Source organism: Arthrobacter sp. TMN-50, from assembly GCF_054511125.1.
Window position 1 is genome coordinate 26589 of record NZ_JBTNDG010000012.1, and the last position, 15194, is coordinate 41782.

Here is a 15194-nt window from a genome sequence, read left to right on the forward strand (position 1 = left end):
TGCAGTGTGCTCCGGCTAAGGGGCGGCATGCCTACTGTTCGCGGAGAATTCGCAGGTGCCCCCGGCGCACACCACCCGCGTTGGCGGGAGGTTCGAGTGATTCTTTGCTGCCCCGCACCGCGGGACCGGTATCCTGGCTGCGGTCCGTGGCAGCTTCGCGGACCGCGTTGACCAAGGCGACGAGGTCATCGGGATGTGGCGCTTGCGGCGTCGACGGCAAAGCCAGCCTCACCACTTCCCACCCTCTCGGCACGGTCAGCCGCTCGGCGTGGGTGGTACACAGATCGTAACAATGGGGTTCCGCATAGGTGGCCAGCGGGCCGAGCACCGCCGTGGAATCGGAGTACACGAAGGTGAGCGTCGCGACGGCGGCGCGCTGACAGGCTGAGCGCGAACAACTTCGAAGGGATCCCACGACTGATCACCCTACCGGCCGGGGGCGGGAGAACGGGGATCATGAGCCGGGCCCGCGCGCCGCCGGACGATGCGGGCCTTGCATTGGGTGCCAATGGGTTTAGAGTCAATACATGCGGGACAGTTCAACATTTTCGGTGCGGCTGACCGACCCGGCTGCTGGCGTGAGGAACGCCCCCCTCGCCCCGCGCTACAACCGCCGCCGGAGAAACAGGCACGGCCGGGGCCTCCGCGGACCAGTGATCCCCTCCCATCTTCCCGGCTCGCGCAGCAGGGCCGAGAGGTTCGACGATTGGGTGATGGAATCGGCTCAGCGCCTGGAACGCCTGTGGGGTGAGCGCATCCTCGATCTCCAAATGGTAGTGCAGGAAATTCCCGGCAACCTTGAGGCCATGACCGTCGAGTCGCTGCGCGGCGTCCTTGGCACCTCAATACCGGCCACGCCGAACCGACCGCCCACCATCATCATCTACCGGCATCCGGTGGAGCTCGCCGCCGGCGGCTACATTTCCCCCAACGAACTGGTCCACGATGTGGTGGTGGAACAGACCGCCGAACTGTTGGGGATGGCTCCCGAGGCTGTCGATCCTGCCTACGGTCGGTCCCGGGCCTGACGGGCTTAGGGACAACCTAGGGGGCGATGATCAGTACCCCAGGTTGACCGCGACGCTCGATTGTCCGGCGCTGCCGGGCGGCAGAGACGTTACCGAGATGCCAGGGTTACTGTCGACCTGGTGCACTTGCGCCCCGTACACCGGATCCCCTGAGGCACCAATCAAAACCGCCACCACGTCATCGCCGAGGTCCGCGGCGGCCACCGTGACCGTGGTGCCGCCTGCCACGCTGACTGCCCGCTCGGCCTGCAGCGTTCCGTCCTCGGCCAGCGGGGTCAGCTGAACCTCCGACCGGCCGGAGGGCGCACCGAAGGTGAGAGCGCCTCGTGACCCGCCAGGGAACACCGCCACCTGGGTATTGCCCAAGCGGACACCGGAGGGCGCGAAACCGAAGTCGACCGGTTCCCCGGCCTCGGTGCCACGGTTGACCCGCGCCGACGCCGAGATGAGGACATCCGAGGCGACTTCCACCGTGTAGTCACCGGCAGGAAGGGCCCCGACGGGTACGCCCGTCACCGTGCCGGCAGCAGCGGTCAGCACTCCCCCGTTGGGCAGCTCCACCTCACCCGCCGAACCGTAGACCCTGACATTCAGCACCGCGTCAGTGCTGCCTGGCACAACTACCTGGACGCCTGGCGCAACTGCCTCATAGCCGTCCTGAGCGCTGATCTGGTCGGCTATGTCCGCATCCTGGACCCGCACGCCGGGAATGACCTGGGTGCTCGCCGCGGGTGCGGCGGGTTGGAGGAGCTCCACACCACCGGGGGTGAGTTCGCGCAGGACGCTCTGCTGAATACTGCCGGTGACCCGACCGCCATCGCTCAACACCCGGATAGCCAACTGGTCCTGATCGGTGGCAAGACCTGCCAATACAATCGAGTCCGTGGCTCCAGGAGCAATCAATAAACCCCTCGTCCCTCCGGCTTCAATCGGCCCATCCGTTCCGTACAGCTCAAGGTCAACGGTGGCCGGTGTTCCTGACGGGTTGGATAGGTTGAGGACGGCTGTGGCCCCCACGGTGGTGGATGCCCCGAGAATCCAGAAGTCGCTGCCCGGCGTCGTACAGTGGGCGACAGCAAGGCCGCCCAGATCGCCGTCAGTGGCGCTAAAGCTGAGGACTGCACCGGAGGTGGCTGGCAGTCCACCCACCGGCTGGGCCGAAAAGACGCTTGCCCCGTCGACTGACTGGTCAGCGAGCACTCCGGCGGACCGGGTGGTTAGGCCATCCTCGTTGGTCACCGATTCGGAAGCCGGGTCGTCTCCGGCTTCGTTCGTGGCGATAGTCGCCAGCGGCTCGCCGCCGTCGAGTGGGGTAAGCGCGCTGCCAGGCAACGTTCCACCAAGGCTACTCAACACCATGGCGCTCACCGTGGTGCTCGCGGTCTCCGATTCGGGGCTGAATTGCGGGTCGGCGAGGGCCGCGTCGCTCTCCAGCAGGCGTGGCGCAGCCGGGCACACGGCTGTGTAGTCTCCCGCTGGCACCTCTGCCACGGGAACAGGAAACTGCGCTGGCGCTCCCGTCGGCTCGAGGACGACGGCGCCCGCCACGACGGCCCCGCTGGCGCCAATCAGAAGCACCCCGGCTCCGATGCCTGCGGCCCGGCGAAGCGCTGAGGCCCGCCGCTGCTTGGTGCTGGGGCGCGTGGCTGCCGATACCTCAGCCTCTCGTTCTGTCATGACCTGCCCCTTCCGCTGAGGATCGATTCTTCGGTCGGGGTGGGGGCGGTCGGGGTGGGGGCGGTCGGGGTGGGGGCGGTCGGGGTGGGGGCGGTCGGGGTGGGGGCGGTCGGGGTGGGGGCGGTCGGCACTGCTTGCCGTCCACGGCGACCCGGATCGGCCCTCACGAAACGGGCCCGCGACGGCATGGGGATGGCCAGCAGGATAGTGAATCCGATGACCACGGCCGAACCGATGGCCGCCCAGGGCTCCCAGTCCGTCACGTAGCGGATCTCCAGGCTGCCGCCCTCGGCTGGAACTGCGAAGGCCTGGGACCAACCGGCCGATGTAGGCTCCAGCGCGTTCTCATCGAGCGTGGCCTGCCATCCGGCGTCGACACGTTCGGCGAGGACAAGCCTACGATCGGTGGGCCCGGCTGGAATGTCTGCGGCGAGGTTGATCGGCCCGGATTCAAGGACCGCGGCAGTGGATCCATCAGCATCGACGATCCGGGCGCGTGCACCCGCAGCAGTACCCTCGGTACCGGTGCCGTTGACGGTAGCGGCATCCTCGGCTGCGGTGGTCGGGACTACCCGCCACAGCCAGCCTGAGGGGGTGTTGCCTATCGCAACAAGACCAGGCACCGCGTCGATCTGTGCAGCGAGGACCTCGGCGGCCGAATCTGATTGCTGCAGCACCACGAAACCGATGCCCAGCTGATCCAATTCCTCCCGCGGGTCGAAGCCCGTACCAGCAACGATCACCGCGACGGTGCTGCGGATGGCCGCGGTAGCCTCATCATCCTCGCGCACCTCGGCCGACCCGAGTGGACCGTAAAGTCCCCGGGCTGAGTAGATCTGCGACAGCTGGTCGAGCGTGGTGCCACCGCTGCGCATCAGAGCGGCGCTGACGTTGTTGTTGCCATCAACGTTCATCACCAGCGACTTTGTGCGCTCTGGGCTGTTTCCGCGGTCAGCGGCGGTTGCGGGGAGGGTGCGCTCGGCGCTCGGCGCGAGCAGGACATCGGTGCCAAACCGGGTGCCAGGGACCTGTATCGCGGCCGGATCCGCTCCGGCGGCAGTGCCTGAGACGGCGGCGACGGCTGGTGCAGCTGTGGTCTCGACTGGGGACGGTACTGCCCACAAGCCAAAGCTAGCGACAGGACCCATCCCAAGGACGACGGCGGCTGCCGCCAGTGCGGGCCCGGTGCGGCGTCGCGGAGCGGAGGTATCCGTTAGCCCTCGGGAAGCGGTGCGGGCGTGGTGGGCGGTGAGCGTCTTGTCGCCACCAATGACTGCTGCGCTGGCCATCGCCAGCATCAGCACTGACACCAGGGGGCCGGTAAACGGGGTGATCAGCGCCGAAGCTCCCACCGCCACTGCGACGAAAGACAACACTGTGGTGAGCAGCAGCGCGGCCAGGCCGAGTAGCCAAAGTCCTCGAGCCATCGCGGTGCCGCGGCCAGGGATGAAGAGCGCAGCAGCGGCCAACAGAATGGCGGGCCCACCGACCAGCACCGCGGTCACCAGGGCCCACGGACCGTCGGGAAGAAAGGGGAGGGCGGCAAGTGGCGCCATCGGGTCAAAAGCAACCGGATAGCCCAGCATCTGCTGCCACAGCGCGGCACCCGCGAAGGGTACCGGGACGCCAGGGTCAGCAAGGACAGCGCGTAGTTGGTCGGCGGTCGAGCCAATAAACGGAACGAACAGGGCCAACGGCGGAAGGAGCGACCACCACAGGGTTTTCGCCCGACGGCGGAGAAAAAGCATGGCACCAAGCACTGCCACCACGAGCAAGGGAAGCAGGGATGGCGCCCCCGCTGTGATCACCGCGAGCAGCAAACCCGCAGTCGCCGCGGCAGTCCAGCTGGGTACCCCGTTGATACCTGGTTTGAGCAGTATTTCGACGGGTCGACGGCGCTGGTACGCGTCGTCGTGCTGGGGGGACGGTTTAGACACATCGGCGGGGAACGCGGTGGCGCCAGCCTGACGCTGGGATGCCAGCTGTGGAGCTCGCGCCGCACCGACCGCACGCAGCAGGGCCAGCCCGGCCAACGGCAGGAGTACGTGGGCAAGGAGGGCCCCGAGCCGGCCGCTGCCCAGCGCTACCTGAAGGGTCGGCACGGCGGCCCAGAAGAACGCAACCCAGAACCGTAGTCCCCGGCTCCGGGTCAGCGCCCCGGCCGCGAACCACGCGGACAGCCCGGCCAGGGGCAGCGCGAGCAAGGTCAGGGTGACCATTACCGCGTTGCCGTTGCCCACCCCGAGGGCAGCCAGCAACCACAGCACATACCCGAACGGATCACCGTGGCCGGGCATCCCGGACCCGAGAGTAATCCACCAGGTTGACGCGTTGTTCCAGATGTCCACCATGCTGGTAGACACCGGCAGCAGAGACCCTCCAGCCAGGGCCGGCGCTCCAACAAAGCGGTGGAGCCCGATCAACGAGACCGCGGTGAGGATCAGGCCTGCCGCCACCGCGCCGAGTCCCACCCAGGTGCGCGATGGTGCGGCGAGGGAACTGAAGTCTTCAGTGGCGTCACCGGAGGGAATATAGGCGCTCTGCTCGTCGGCGATCGCTGCGTCGCTGAGGTGGCACTCTGCGGAGAACGCGTCAAGCACCGACCGTCGGTGGGACCAGACCTCGCGGCGCGACGTCCGGAGCGCGCGGACCACGCTTCGAGGGCGTTTCTTGGTGGCTGCGGCTCGACGCCGGGACTTGAACAGGTCCACCGGGCGGAGCACTGCGGCGATGCTGGCAAAGAGTTGACTGAACCCATAGCCGGGGTCCTTGGCAAGCAACCCCATCAGGAGCCGGCCGAAACCGCCGATCACTGCGCCCACTGCAAGGAAGGGGACCTTCCACAGCGTCGCGTGTTTCAGCCGGAGGTAAACCTCGGCCTTCCGGGCCGCGCGCTGGGCGGCGGTGGCATGTGTGCGTGGGGCGGCGTGGCGCACCACGGCACTCGGCACCACCACCACGCGATGCCCAGCGAGCCGGTTGCGCCAACAGAAGTCCACGTCGTCGCCGGTGCCAGGAAGCGCCGGGTCGAATCCCCCAAGGGTGTCCCAGACATCGCGGCGGACCAGCATGCCCGCCGAATTGACGGCAAAGACGTCACTGCGGGAGTCATACTGGCCCTGGTCGAGTTCGTCGACGTCGATCAGCGTCAACCGTTCGGCCCATCGGCTGATGGACAGGCCGACGTCAACCACCTTCCGGCGATTGTCCCACTCAACCTGTTTCGACCCAGCGACGGTGACCGAGGGAGCACGTTCGACGGCGAGGAGTAGCTCGTCGAGGGCGTTTGGTTCGGGCGCCGAGTCGTCGTGGAGCAGCCAGAGCCACTCGTGGGCGGTTTCCTCCCCGGCGGGCCGGGGACGCGCGGGAATTTCGGCAAGACCCACGCGAACCGCCGAGCCAAACCCTGCGCGTGAGGCAGAGCCAACCACTGGGCTACCAACGGGTAGTTCCAGCTGCAGGATCGACGCTGAGTCGTCAGTGGAACCGGCGTCGACGCCGATCACAAAGCTGGGCTGGTGCCGCTGCGCCCGGAGCGCGGCCAGAGTTGCTGATAGAAAAGCAGAGCCGTTGTGGGCGACCACAACGGCTGTGACACGGGGGTGCTGCAGAATTAGACTGCTCGCTTTCGTAGCCGGCGTCGCTCGCGCTCGGACAGGCCGCCCCAGATGCCGAAACGCTCATCGTTGGCGAGTGCATACTCGAGGCACTGCGAGCGCACGTTGCAGGCGCCGCAGACCTTCTTGGCGTCGCGGGTTGAGCCGCCCTTCTCGGGGAAGAACGCCTCGGGGTCCGTCTGGGCGCAGAGCGAATCAGCCTGCCAGCCGAGTTCACCCTCGTCGTCGAAGTCCTGGCCGATACCGGGCAGACCAATCCACACCGGCTGATCGCTGCGCCCCGGCACTTGCCTCGACGGCGACGAGATGCGCTCGGGCGTCATGAGCGCGGAGGGGGTTGACTCCACTACGTCGGCAGGGAGTTCAGCCAGGGCCTCATGGGCAGTGAGGAAGGCAGTGGCCTGGTCCTCGAGTGAGCTTTCAATCCTCTGTCGGTGCCGCTCCGCGGCGTCCGGGTCTGCCGGATCGACAAACCAGTCGCTTGGAACGCCACGTGATCCGTAGCGGGCAGACGCCTGTGCCTCGATGGTTGTGCGGTCGTGGACCTTCTCTACCTGTCCCATGTCAGCCCTCCCGGTGTTGCCGCTCCAGCAGCTACTGTGGTGGATTCAGGCACGACTGCTGAGCAAAAGATGTTTTGCGAGAGGCAATGCGGCCCAAGTATCCGGTGTGCTGGAACTTTCCGATACCTAATTACACGCGTGTAATACGTGTTCAGTCAAGCGCCAGGGGGAATCTTATAGAGTTATTTCCTGGGAACCCGTTCACGCCACGCTGAGAGTTTCTCACTACGGCGGCGGCGTGTCCCCTGTGACACTGGCGAATCCGCTGCCCCGGGATTCTCCGTCAAAATCGGCAGCAAAATAAATGTCATCAGGAAGGTACCAACCGGTCATGGATCCATCAACCGCAGTCCCCCAGCTCATGAATCAGCTCCGCACCTTGAGCCCCTCGGAGCCTCGCCTGATCTGGTACGGGCCAGGCAGCGAGCGGATTGAGCTTTCCGGCCGGGTGCTCGACAACTGGGTTGCCAAAACCTCCAATCTGCTGGTTGAGGAACTGGACGCCGAACCCGGCATCCGGGTTGCGTTGGAGCTGCCGGGTCATTGGAAGACCCTGGTCTGGGCCTTGGCTTGCTGGCAGGTTGGGGCGGTCCCGGTCGATGGGGCGTCGAGACCCGACCGGCCAGTGGACATTGTGGTCAGCTCAGCGGCTACTGCGCCCGATGGCGACCCATCCCCACTACTGGTGTTGGTCGCTTTGGGCGCACTCGACCTCAAATGGCCGGGCCTCCTCCCCGCGGGCGCTGTTGATTACGCTGCGGAGGTGCGTGGCTATGGCGATGAGTTTTTCGATCTGCCTCCAGCCAATGCTTCCCAGACAGCAGTGGAGCAGGACAGTGGGGATCTCAGCATGCCGGTGCTCTTCGACCGCGCCGCCGCCTGCGGCTGGACTCCGGGCGGAGTGCTCCTGCTTCCTGCCGATCTGGCGCTTGAGACGATCCTTGCGGCGGCAGTGCACGCATGGAGCACCGGGGGGACCCTGATCGTCGCCCACCCGAGTGTTGCCTTGTCAGAGCAATTGGTGGCCAGCGAACGGGTTACTGATCTCGTGGGCGTATAGGTTCGGCCGGAGTGGAATCGGTCGGGTCGACCAGCCGGGGCCCTGCCGGGACCACTGTCGACGCCGTGGCCGGACCTTCGGCGATTCGGGGGTCCGGATGGCCGAACAGTTCCCGGTCCTGGCTGAACGCCGGATCCTCGTCCAGTTCAACGTTGAACACCCAGAACCGGTACGCGACGAAACGCAGGACCGTGGCGAGCACCGTGCCGACAATGCCGGCGAAGAACAGCGTCGGCCGGTCAGTGATGTCCATCGGATACTTGGCGATCCACACGCACCCCGCTGCAATCCCCATTCCGATGAGGTTGATGAACACAAACATGCTCAGTTCACGGACCGGGTTCGGCTGCCGACGGTGTCTGAAGGTCCAGTAGCGGTTGGCAATCCAGGCAAAGACGGTCGCCACCGACGCTGAAACGAATCTGGCCTTCACCTCGCTGTCGGACATGGGGCCGTGGATCAGGTACCAGAACAATCCGTTGTCGATGACGAAGGCGACACCGCCAACGGCACCGAACTTGGCAACCTCACGCCAAAACAGAGAGGCTAGGCCCCTGATGCGATCTGCCACTGTGGAAAACATGACCCTCCGTGGTCCGGTTGCATGTCTGGTTCACCATGATCGCGGACGTGCAACCGTGGAGGTAGTACCCCCATGCTGCATGCATAACGGCCAGTGAGCCATTTTAGCTGCCCAGCATGGAGTTTCCTAGAAACCTGCCCGGCGCAGGCGCAGCATGCCAGCGCACCGCCGGGCAGTGGGTACCCTGAGTACGTGACTTTTCCTGTAATCGGTGTGGTTGGCGGCGGCCAGCTGGCCCGCATGATGGCCCCTCCCGCTGTCCAGCTCGGCTTCACCCTCCGCGTTCTCGCCGAAGGGCCTGATGTGTCGGCGGTGGCGGCGGTGGCTTCCTCAACGGTGGGCGACTTCCGCAACCTTGGCGACCTGCGGGAGTTCGCCCGGGGCGTCGATGTGCTGACCTTCGACCACGAACATGTACCTGGCGATCTGCTTAGGGCGCTGCAGGCCGACGGTGTCAATGTGCAGCCGCCCCCTGAGGCTCTGGCGCACGCGCAGGACAAGATCGTGATGCGCCGGGCCATCGACCGGTTGGGCCTGCCGAACCCGGAGTGGGCTGAGGTCTCAACGATCGAGGAACTGCGCGCTTTCGGGGACGGGATCGGCTGGCCGATCGTGTTGAAGACTCCCCGTGGCGGATACGACGGCAAGGGAGTGATGGTGCTCGACACGCCAGCCGATATTGCACGTGCCGCCTCCTGGTTCCGGGGCAGCCCCCTGCTCGCCGAAGCCAAAGTGAATTTCAGCCGCGAACTCTCAGCCCTGGTGGCTCGCACCCCGTCGGGTGCCTCCCGCGCCTGGCCGGTGGTGCACTCCATCCAGGTGGACGGGGTGTGCGACGAGGTGATCGCGCCGGCCGCCGACCTCTCCGCGGAGCTTGCGACGTCGATTGGCGACGCCGCACTCAGGATCGCCGACCAACTCGGGGTTACCGGTGTGATGGCCGTTGAACTGTTCCAGACTCCGGACACGGAGTCTGGTTTCATGGTCAACGAGTTGGCCATGCGGCCCCACAATTCAGGCCACTGGACCATGGACGGCTCGGTGACTGGGCAATTTGAGCAGCATCTGCGGGCAATCCTTGACCTGCCGTTGGGCAGCACTGCAACGCTGGGGACCGTGACGGTGATGAAGAACTATCTCGGTGGCGCCAACGTTGACCTCTTTAGCGCCTATCCGACGGCGCTGGCCGCCGAGCCCGAAGCGAAGATCCACGCCTACGGCAAGGATGTGCGGCCAGGCCGCAAAATTGGGCATGTCACGGCTGTAGCCTTGCCTGGCGAAACCCTTGACACCGTCCGTGACCGGGCGGAACGAACTGCCGCCATTCTTCGTGATGGGCACAACGGCACAGAGCTCCGAAAGGACAACGCGTGATTAACCCGCTGGTAGGACTAGTGATGGGGTCCGATTCGGACTGGCCCGTCATGGAGGCAGCAGCTCAGGCGCTGACGGAATTCGGGGTGCCCTTTGAGGCCGACGTCGTCTCAGCCCACCGGATGCCCGCCGAAATGATCGCGTATGGCCAGCAGGCTCAGGAGCGGGGGCTTCGCGTCATTATTGCTGGTGCCGGCGGCGCCGCTCACCTCCCAGGGATGTTGGCCTCCGTTACTCCCCTGCCGGTCATCGGCGTGCCGGTACCTCTGAAGTACCTGGACGGCATGGACTCTTTGCTGTCTATCGTTCAAATGCCCGCAGGCGTTCCCGTAGCGGCGGTGTCCATCGGTGGCGCCCGCAACGCGGGGCTCCTCGCCGTGCGGATGCTCGCTGCCGGCGAGGGTACGCTCGCCGGGCGCCTCCGGAGGGACCTCGTCGAGTTCGCCGCTGGTTTGCGGGAGACAGCCATTCACAAGGGCGAGTCTCTTCGTGCCCGAGCGGCCGACCCCTCGGAGAGCAGCGTATGAGTCAGGCACCTCACCCTGAGGGGCAGTGGTTGTTGACTGACCCGGTTCGCTACCCACAGTCGGCTACCCCAAAAATCCGCACCAAACGCGCCTTCGTCCTCCTGCTCCTGACCCTGGTGTTGCCTGGCTCGGCGCAGATTGTTGCCGGTGACCGACAACTGGGCCGGCGGGCCCTCCTCGTAACGTTCGCCGCCTGGCTGGCGATCGCGGTCACCGCCGTCGTCGCCGTCACCAACCGCAGCCTGCTGGTCAGTCTGGTGACGCACCAGTGGTGGTCACTGGTGCTCATCATCGTGCTGCTGGTGCTCGCAGTGTCCTGGGCCATCCTGTTTCTCAACACCCTGCGCATCATCAGGCCTCCCTTGCTGGACCGGTCGATGCGCCCGGTGGTCGCCGGGGCCCTGGTAGCGCTCATGGTCGTCACCAGTGGGTCCCTCGCCTACGGCGCATACCTGCTCAATGTCAGCCGTGGCACCTTCGGCTCTATCTTCCAGACCGGACCCGCGTTCGATCCCGTCGACGGGCGCTACAACTTCCTGCTCATGGGCGGCGATGCCGGGGAGGACCGCACTGGTCGCCGGCCTGACAGCATCTCGGTGATCAGCGTCGACGCGGCAACTGGCGCGGCGGTGACGTTCAGCATTCCACGGAACTTTCAGAACGCACCCTTCACCGAAAATTCGCCCCTATGGGAGATTTACCCGGAAGGGTACAGCTGTGGCGACGAATGCATCGTGAACAGCCTCTACCCGGTGGTCGCCCAGGATCACGCCGACCTGTACCCCGACTCAGACGACCCGGGGGCGGAGGCCATGATGGATGCCGCGGGTGGCATCCTGGGTATTGAAATTCAGGCCTACATCCTCGTGGACATGGAGGGTTTTTCCCAGGTGATCGATGCCATGGGCGGGATTTCTATCGACGCCGGTGGGTGGGTTCCCATCACCGCCGCGGAGATTCCGGGTACCAACCCCATCCGGCATTATCCACCGTCCGGGTGGATCGCCCCGGGGGTTCAGACGCTCGACGGCTACCAGGCGCTCTGGTACGCACGATCCCGCGAATTTGTCACCGACTACCATCGGATCTCCCGGCAGCAGTGCGTGCAGCAGGCAATGATCGCTCAACTGGACCCCGCCACCGTGCTGACCCGATTCCAGGACTTGGCAAGCGCCGGCGCCGCCATCGTCGAAACTGACATTCCGCTGGATCAGCTGGGAAGCTTCGTTGATCTGGCGCTGAAGGCCAAGGACCACGAAACCCGTCGCCTGACCATCGGGCCACCCGACTTCGGCACGCCCGCCGACAACTTCGTCACCTACCCTGTGTTCGAGGAGATCCACGCCAGGGTCCAGGAGACGCTCGCCGACACCACCGGCGCCGAACCCGCCGCTGACGCTCCGGGTGCTCCGCTCGATGAGCCGGCCATGGTGCGGGTCTTCCAACCGATGCCACTGACCGGCACCGTCCCGGCGCAGGTGACCGAGCCGGAGATCACCGAGGAATACCTCCAGCAGTTGGCTACCATCGGAGACGATGCAACGCTGAGCACCCTTCTGGACAACAACGGAGAATGCAGTCCCGCCTAAGGAAACGAGTCCCATGTATCTGCTGGAGAACACCCTGCGGCACTACGCCTGGGGATCCGAGACAGCCATCGCCGAGCTCCTCGGCCGGGTGCCCTCCGGCGGTCCCGAAGCAGAACTGTGGGTGGGAGCCCACCCGGACTCCCCGTCACGGGCGTTGCTCGACGACGGCACTCGCGAGGACCTCGACCGGCTGATTGCCTCCGATCCGCTGCGGGCACTTGGTGACGCCTCCGTGCAGCGCTTCGGTGCACGGTTGCCGTTCCTGGTTAAGGTCCTCGCCGCGGCAGCGCCGCTGTCTCTCCAGGTGCATCCGAGCAGCTCCCAGGCGACGGCGGGGTTCGACGCCGAGAACGCTGCCGGGCTTCCCCCTGATGCGCCCCACCGTAACTACCACGACGGTTACCACAAGCCGGAAATGATCTTCGCGCTCACCGCATTCGAAGCGTTGTGCGGGTTCCGTCAGGCACCCGAGGCTACGGCAGTATTTGAGCAATTGGTGGCGGCTGTCGAGGCCTCCGGCGCTGGCGTTCCCCAGTTGCTGACCGACGTCGTCGCTGATCTCAGCGGTTCCGACCAGCACTCAGGTTTGCGTAGCGCCTTCACCCGCCTGCTGACCAGTGGGAAGGCTTCGGCACAGGCGGCGGAGACGGTTGCTGCCGCACTCGCGACCGCTGACAGTCCGGAGGCAGCCACGGTCCGTGAGCTGAGCGAGCACTACCCCGCCGATCCCGGAGTGTTGGTATCCCTGTTGCTGAACCGGGTGTCGCTGAGTCCCGGCCAGGCCATTTACCTGCCCGCCGGGAACATCCACGCCTACCTGAGCGGCCTGGGAATTGAGGTGATGGCGTCGTCGGATAATGTGTTGCGCGGTGGGCTCACCCCCAAGCACATCGACGTGCCGGAGCTGCTGAAGACAGTGACTTTCGCGGCGATGACCGTGCCGGCGGTCGAGGCTCGCCACACCGAGCTCGGCCAGGAACTGTACTGCCCGCCGTTCGAAGAGTTCGCCCTGCAGCGCCTCGAACTGCGTGCCGGATCGGGGTCGATGGCGTCGTCCGACGTGCCGCTGGCCCAGAACGGGCCGGTCCTGGTCCTCGCGGTTTCCGGGAGCATCGTCCTCGACTCCCCCCGCGGCGACCTCCTGGTGCCGCGCGGAGGCAGCGCGTTCGTTCCAGCCACCGAAGCCCCCGTCATGGTGAAGCTCGCCGCCGGTACCGGACCCGAGTCCGACCAGGACGACGACGGCGCCCTGGCGTTCGCCGTAACTCTCGGCGGCTGAGTCCCTCCAGCTGGCCGAGTCGCACCCAACCCGATCCACCGCCCCCCCGCCCGACACCTCCGTCCGACGCCCCCGCCCGACGCCCCCGCCCGACGCCAAAAAAGTGGCTGACCCGCATCGAAGTGGTTGCCCCACCACGTATTTGCGGCGCAGCCACTCGTTTGCGGAACTACTGCGGCGCAGCCACTCGTTTGCGGCGCACGACGCCGGAGACCACCAGTGGTCCGTGCCTTCACCGGGTTTCCCTAAGATAGACGGGTGACTGCTTCCCTCGTGGCGAAGGACCTCTCCGGAGGTCACGCCCATCGCACGCTCTTCTCCGGCCTGAACCTGACCGTCGCGCCGGGCGACGTCGTCGGCGTCGTTGGCGCCAACGGTGCTGGCAAGTCGACGCTGCTCAGGCTGCTCGCGGGCGTCGATCAACCGTTGGGCGGCACCGTGACCACCACCCCCACCGACGCGTTCGTCGGGTGGCTGCCGCAGGAAGAGGATCGGCTTCCCGGCGAAACCATCGAGGGGTATCTCGGCCGGCGCACGGGGACGACGGAAGCCACCGCGCAGATGGAGGCCGCTGCCGAAGCGCTGGCCTCCGGCACCAACGCCGCCAACGATGCCTATGGGACGGCGCTCGATCATTGGATGGCGTGCGGGGCAGCCGATCTTGCCGACCGCATCCCACTCGTCCTGGCCGAGCTCGGGTTGTCTCTCGGCCTGGACACCCCGATGACCGGGCTGTCGGGCGGTCAGGCCGCCCGGGTCGCCCTGGCCGCATTGTTGCTGAGCCGGTTCGATATCGTGTTGCTGGATGAGCCCACCAACGACCTCGATCTGGCGGGTCTGGATCGTCTTGAGGAGTTTGTGCGGAGCCTGCGCGGGGGCGTCGTCCTGGTATCGCACGACCGCGAGTTCCTGGCCCGCTGCATCACCACGGTGGTCGAGCTGGATCTGGCGCAGCGCAGCGTCGCCGTGTACGACGGCGGGTATGACGCGTTCCTGGCGGAGCGTGCTGTCGCGAAGCGGCATGCCCGGGAGGCATACGAAGAGTTTGCCGACAAGAAGGCGGACCTCGTTTCCCGCTCCCGGACCCAGCGGGAGTGGAGCTCCCAGGGTGTCAGGAACGCGATGAAGAAGGCTCCGGACAATGACAAGATCCGGCGGCGGGCCAGCATGGAATCTTCTGAGAAGCAGGCGCAGAAGGTCAGGCAGATGGAGTCGCGGATTTCACGCCTCGATGAGGTTGCGGAACCGCGCAAGGAGTGGCAGCTTCAGTTCAGCATCGGCGCCGCCCCACGCTCCAGCTCGGTGGTCGCGACCCTGAACGGAGCGACGGTCAGACGCGGCGCGTTCACGCTCGGCCCGGTGTCCCTGCAGGTCAACGCCGGTGACCGCATCGGGATCACCGGACCCAACGGCGCAGGGAAGTCCACTCTGCTCGCCCTGCTGCTCGGCCAGCTGGTGCCCGACGACGGCGGCGCCGCGCTCGGCGCAAGTGTCGCCGTCGGGGAAATCGACCAGGCCCGCGGCGTGTTTGCGGAGACCGAGCCGCTGGGCGACGCATTCGAGGCTCTGGTGCCCAGCCTGAACCGGGCTGAGGTACGCACGTTGCTCGCCAAGTTTGGGCTCAAAGCCGACCAGGTCAGTGGACCAGTGGACAGCCTATCCCCGGGCGAGCGCACCCGCGCCGCGCTGGCACTACTGCAGGCCCGCGGAGTGAACCTGCTGGTGCTCGACGAGCCGACGAACCACCTCGACCTGCCGGCGATTGAACAGCTGGAGGAGGCACTTGAGCATTACGACGGCGCGCTCCTCCTGGTCTCCCATGACCGCCGGCTGCTCGAAAATGTACAACTCGACACCCGGTGGAGCGTTGAGGGTGGACGGGTCAGCACCAGCTGAT

12 protein-coding genes are annotated in these 15194 nt (G+C 66.2%); 7 read left to right on the plus strand and 5 right to left on the minus strand.

All coding sequences use genetic code 11. The features are described from left to right. Positions 1–31: 31 nt before the first annotated feature. Positions 32–415, minus strand: coding sequence for a DUF3499 domain-containing protein (locus tag ACX80A_RS12660; protein WP_459260095.1), 384 nt, complete (start codon positions 413–415; stop codon positions 32–34). Positions 416–527: 112 nt separating this feature from the next. Here ACX80A_RS12660 and ACX80A_RS12665 point away from each other — a divergent pair, with 112 nt between their 5' ends. After that, positions 528–1028 (plus strand): metallopeptidase family protein, encoded by a 501-nt coding sequence (locus tag ACX80A_RS12665; protein WP_459260096.1) that lies wholly within the window; start codon positions 528–530, stop codon positions 1026–1028. A gap of 30 nt (positions 1029–1058) precedes the next feature. Here ACX80A_RS12665 and ACX80A_RS12670 read toward each other — a convergent pair whose 3' ends face one another. The 3 genes from ACX80A_RS12670 to ACX80A_RS12680 are packed head-to-tail and all read right to left on the minus strand — an operon-like array spanning position 1059 to position 6885. Beyond that, entirely contained in the window at positions 1059–2705 is a 1647-nt protein-coding gene (locus ACX80A_RS12670; protein ID WP_459260097.1) for a DUF5719 family protein, read from the minus strand. Continuing rightward, positions 2702–6289 (minus strand): glycosyltransferase, encoded by a 3588-nt coding sequence (locus tag ACX80A_RS12675; protein ID WP_459260099.1) that lies wholly within the window; start codon positions 6287–6289, stop codon positions 2702–2704. Before ACX80A_RS12675 ends, ACX80A_RS12670 begins: the two co-directional genes overlap by 4 nt. A gap of 29 nt (positions 6290–6318) precedes the next feature. Next, complete coding sequence (locus tag ACX80A_RS12680; RefSeq protein WP_459260100.1) at positions 6319–6885, minus strand: WhiB family transcriptional regulator; 567 nt, start codon at positions 6883–6885, stop codon at positions 6319–6321. Between the two features lie 331 nt (positions 6886–7216). On the opposite strand from ACX80A_RS12680, the gene ACX80A_RS12685 reads away from it, so the two are divergent. After that, positions 7217–7945, plus strand: a complete 729-nt coding sequence (locus ACX80A_RS12685) for a TIGR03089 family protein (RefSeq protein ID WP_459260101.1) — start codon at positions 7217–7219, stop codon at positions 7943–7945. Here the strand turns inward: ACX80A_RS12685 and ACX80A_RS12690 are convergent. Next, complete coding sequence (locus tag ACX80A_RS12690) at positions 7923–8528, minus strand: GtrA family protein (RefSeq protein WP_459260102.1); 606 nt, start codon at positions 8526–8528, stop codon at positions 7923–7925. The genes ACX80A_RS12685 and ACX80A_RS12690 overlap by 23 nt on opposite strands. A 192-nt stretch (positions 8529–8720) precedes the next feature. Between ACX80A_RS12690 and ACX80A_RS12695 the strand changes: the two genes are divergently transcribed. From ACX80A_RS12695 to ACX80A_RS12715, 5 genes are all read left to right on the plus strand, one after another. Then, the gene (locus tag ACX80A_RS12695; protein WP_459260103.1) at positions 8721–9902 is read left to right on the plus strand and encodes a 5-(carboxyamino)imidazole ribonucleotide synthase; all 1182 of its coding nucleotides are present in this window, start codon (positions 8721–8723) and stop codon (positions 9900–9902) included. Positions 9903–9925: 23 nt separating this feature from the next. Further along, positions 9926–10429 carry a 5-(carboxyamino)imidazole ribonucleotide mutase gene (purE, locus tag ACX80A_RS12700; protein ID WP_459260139.1) on the plus strand — a complete coding sequence of 168 codons (504 nt, stop codon included), beginning with the start codon at positions 9926–9928 and terminating at the stop codon, positions 10427–10429. Further along, positions 10426–12018: an LCP family protein gene (locus ACX80A_RS12705; RefSeq protein WP_459260104.1), complete on the plus strand. Its 1593-nt coding sequence runs from the start codon at positions 10426–10428 to the stop codon at positions 12016–12018. The genes purE and ACX80A_RS12705 overlap by 4 nt, the downstream gene beginning before the upstream one ends. Before the next feature lie 13 nt (positions 12019–12031). Beyond that, positions 12032–13297, plus strand: a complete 1266-nt coding sequence (gene manA, locus ACX80A_RS12710) for a mannose-6-phosphate isomerase, class I (RefSeq protein ID WP_459260105.1) — start codon at positions 12032–12034, stop codon at positions 13295–13297. Between the two features lie 258 nt (positions 13298–13555). Further along, positions 13556–15193 (plus strand): ABC-F family ATP-binding cassette domain-containing protein, encoded by a 1638-nt coding sequence (locus ACX80A_RS12715; RefSeq protein ID WP_459260106.1) that lies wholly within the window; start codon positions 13556–13558, stop codon positions 15191–15193. Position 15194: the final 1 nt, after the last annotated feature.

What these genes read in the sequence shown, in the direction of transcription:
- ACX80A_RS12665 (WP_459260096.1), top strand. Translation starts at nt 528, where the DNA reads ATGCGGGACAGTTCAACATTTTCGGTGCGGCTGACCGACCCGGCTGCT.
- ACX80A_RS12670 (WP_459260097.1), bottom strand. Translation starts at nt 2,705, where the DNA reads ATGACAGAACGAGAGGCTGAGGTATCGGCAGCCACGCGCCCCAGCACC.
- ACX80A_RS12680 (WP_459260100.1), bottom strand. Translation starts at nt 6,885, where the DNA reads ATGGGACAGGTAGAGAAGGTCCACGACCGCACAACCATCGAGGCACAG.
- ACX80A_RS12685 (WP_459260101.1), top strand. Translation starts at nt 7,217, where the DNA reads ATGGATCCATCAACCGCAGTCCCCCAGCTCATGAATCAGCTCCGCACC.
- ACX80A_RS12690 (WP_459260102.1), bottom strand. Translation starts at nt 8,528, where the DNA reads ATGTTTTCCACAGTGGCAGATCGCATCAGGGGCCTAGCCTCTCTGTTT.
- purE (WP_459260139.1), top strand. Translation starts at nt 9,926, where the DNA reads ATGGGGTCCGATTCGGACTGGCCCGTCATGGAGGCAGCAGCTCAGGCG.
- ACX80A_RS12705 (WP_459260104.1), top strand. Translation starts at nt 10,426, where the DNA reads ATGAGTCAGGCACCTCACCCTGAGGGGCAGTGGTTGTTGACTGACCCG.
- manA (WP_459260105.1), top strand. Translation starts at nt 12,032, where the DNA reads ATGTATCTGCTGGAGAACACCCTGCGGCACTACGCCTGGGGATCCGAG.